The following is a 2,148-nucleotide window of genomic DNA, read 5'->3' as shown; positions in this document are numbered from 1 at the left end:
ATGGTTCAATGCCTGTTGTGGCTAGTTGGTTTACACGCACAGCAACAGGGCTGGGATAAGCATTTTCAGGCCAATACCATTGGGCATCGAACGGTACTCTCAACGATTCGCTTGGGATTGGAGGTACTCAGGCGGCCTGATTATCAAATCACGGAGAAAGAATTGCTGGCGGCCTGGGTATTATTCGCCAATCAGTTGCTCAAATATGGCTATGCTATGGCTGATTTATGAGGGGATCCTTCAGTATTTAGTATGAATTACCGCGCAAGCTATTTAATGGAGTCAAACACTGGGAATATTCTTTGTGTTTGACCTCTGTTAAGTTCGTCGAAAATTCTCAGTTATTGATCATTTTTATTAGGGATTCACTGTAAATTTCAATTTATTCTTGTGGAACCGATAGATTTTATAATGGATCGGCCAATACCATTATGTTTTTATTCAAAATTCAATGTCTATCGAATAAATTACTCTTTTGTTTTTATAATTACCTATTCACTTTTTCCGTACTTTAGTATTTAACTCACATTTAAATTAATGAGCGTCAGTTTTTGTTGACAGTTTTATACGTCACTTATTTGCATAGGCGATTATTGTCACTTAGCTTCTTTAATGTTCTCTAGCTATAAAAATTTAGTCGTGAATATCATTACGTCTAAAGCAAGCTGGCATTTGAAAATAATATTTAATCTGAGTGACTTACTAAAGGAATCTGATAAGTATGAATTTTTTTAAAATACGTTGCACGGCATTATGGATAGGCCGCGCGTTAAGTGTCTCCGCGATAATAGCGTTACCATCGTTCGCATCTGATATGCCAACCAGTCAGTATCATATTGATGCAGAAGAAATGAAAATGGTAGATATGCCTAGTGTGTTACTGCCATTTAATAATCTGATGTTTTTATATGGCGTAGATGCATCGCAGTTTGATTTAGCTGACTTTATTTACGTCAATGTTCCTGATTTAATCGATAAAGAAGAGGCGATTACGCATTGGGCTGGATATTATAGTATTAACCCCAAAGTCATACTGACTTTGATGGAAATGCAATCTCAGTTAATTTCGTCTCCGACAGCTGAAGCGCTTAACCGACCTTTGGGAACATTATCGGATAAACAGGGTTTTGAGGAACAACTCCAAGATGTATTGGCTCAGCTATCACAACGTTTTTATGCCTATGAAGAGTCTCAATTAAAAGGCCTATACCCGCCAAGTACCGACGCAGTTAATGCATCGAGTTTTGCATTATTGGCTTTGTTAAACGGTCGTAGGATAGAGCAACAGCAACATGCCGTTATGACGGGTGAGCACGCTTTGGGATTGGACCTATTCATTGAGCAGTTTAGATTATTATTTGGCAATACTGACCGTGAGTTGTTAATGAGTTCAGTTGCTAAAAATCCGCTTGTAGCTGATTCAACTCAGTCGATGCAACAAGTCGTCCCATTGGCGAATATTACCGCGAGTAGTCTGCCACCCAGTAACATGCTGCAAATGCCTTGGCGACAGGGATATTCATGGCAATCCAATGGTGCTCATTCGCATACTGGGTCTGGCTATCCGCTATCATCAATCGATGTATCCTACGATTGGCCACAATGGGGAAGTCCGACTTATTCGGTTGCTTCCGCACATGATGGGACTGTCAATGTGTTGTCTCGCTGCCAAGTACGGGTGACAAATGCTAACGGTTGGGCGACTAACTATTATCATATGGATCAAATTACAGTGCGTAATGGTCAATATGTAAACCAAAATACTGTGATGGGCATTTATGCAAATAATAAAAATGCAGCCTTGTGTGAAGGTGGGAGTTCAACTGGGCCCCATTTGCATTTTTCTTTATTAAAGGATGGCCGCCATGTGTCGTTGCAAGATGTACATTTGGGGCAATATCGGTGTTTTTCAAGATAGTTGTCACTCTTTGTTTAAATATTAAGCTGCATTTATTACGCCTTCTTCTGGTGCCTTATCTGGGTTGAGTGTTACAGCGCCAACCGCTTCACAATTTCTGATCTCTGTAGACCAACGCATCGGTTTTCTTTCCTTCGCCGCCTCAAGCACTTTCTTGCGCTTCGCTAAAATAGCGCCATCTTGCAGTGCATGACGTTGCCCTGGTGAGACAAAATTTAGCTGGCTGTGTT

At 40.5% G+C, this 2,148-nt stretch carries 1 protein-coding gene and 2 pseudogenes; 2 read left to right on the top strand and 1 reads right to left on the bottom strand.

Annotation, left to right across the window (positions count from 1 at the left end; all coding sequences use genetic code 11):
* Positions 1–231: pseudogene (locus L5M18_RS23060) on the top strand (IS4 family transposase); the annotation flags it as partial.
* Positions 232–721: 490 nt separating this feature from the next.
* Positions 722–1,918 carry a M23 family metallopeptidase gene (locus L5M18_RS23055; protein WP_263198712.1) on the top strand — a complete coding sequence of 399 codons (1,197 nt, stop codon included), beginning with the start codon at positions 722–724 and terminating at the stop codon, positions 1,916–1,918.
* Between the two features lie 21 nt (positions 1,919–1,939).
* Here the strand turns inward: L5M18_RS23055 and L5M18_RS23050 are convergent.
* Positions 1,940–2,148, bottom strand: a pseudogene (locus tag L5M18_RS23050) (IS3 family transposase); the annotation flags it as partial.

Source organism: Shewanella sp. SM20 (assembly GCF_025654545.1).
Lineage (GTDB): Bacteria > Pseudomonadota > Gammaproteobacteria > Enterobacterales > Shewanellaceae > Shewanella > Shewanella oncorhynchi.
The sequence above is the reverse complement of the archived record's forward strand: the minus strand, read 5'-3'. Positions and strand labels throughout refer to the sequence as shown.

Coding starts and splice junctions, on each gene's coding strand:
- L5M18_RS23055 (WP_263198712.1), top strand. CDS start 722: ATGAATTTTTTTAAAATACGTTGCACGGCATTATGGATAGGCCGCGCG.